At 40.2% G+C, this 545-nt stretch carries 1 protein-coding gene; it reads left to right on the forward strand.

Annotated elements, in window-relative coordinates; genetic code table 11:
* Positions 1-545: MATE family efflux transporter (locus HMPREF1253_RS02985; protein WP_023055279.1), on the forward strand; the 545-nt coding region annotated here is incomplete at both ends.

Consider the following 545-nt stretch of genomic DNA (forward strand, 5'->3'; position numbering starts at 1 on the left):
CTTGGTGTAGGTTCTGCATCTGTTTTATCACGAGCGATTGGTAAAGGAGATCAGAACACCGTAGATAAAATCATGGGCAACCTGATTTTCTGGGTGATTTTGTTTTCGGCGATCATAACAGTTGGCGGAATACTACTTGCACCACATTTTTTAGATATGGTCGGTGCAACAGGTGAGATCAAAGCTTATGGTATCAGATACCTAAGAGTAATCTTTATCGGTTCCCTCTTTGTAAATTTTACACAGTCCGCAAACATGGTTATGCGTGGCGAAGGTCTAATGAAAAAAGCCATGATGATAATGGGACTTGGAGCTTTACTGAATATCATTCTTGATCCGATTTTAATGACAGTTATGGGTGAATACGCCATTGAAGGTGCTGCCCTTGCAACGATTACAGCACAGTTTGTTCAGGCGGTTGTAACGCTGCACTACTTCCTGAAAAAGAGTAAAGTCGTTAAAATTCATAAGATTAAGTCCGATGAAGCAATAAAAAAAGAAATGTTTGGAGTAGGCTCATCAGCTATGATGATGCAGCTTCTGTT

Origin of the sequence: Peptoniphilus sp. BV3C26 (genome assembly GCF_000478985.1) — a bacterium.
GTDB lineage: Bacteria > Bacillota > Clostridia > Tissierellales > Peptoniphilaceae > Peptoniphilus_B > Peptoniphilus_B koenoeneniae.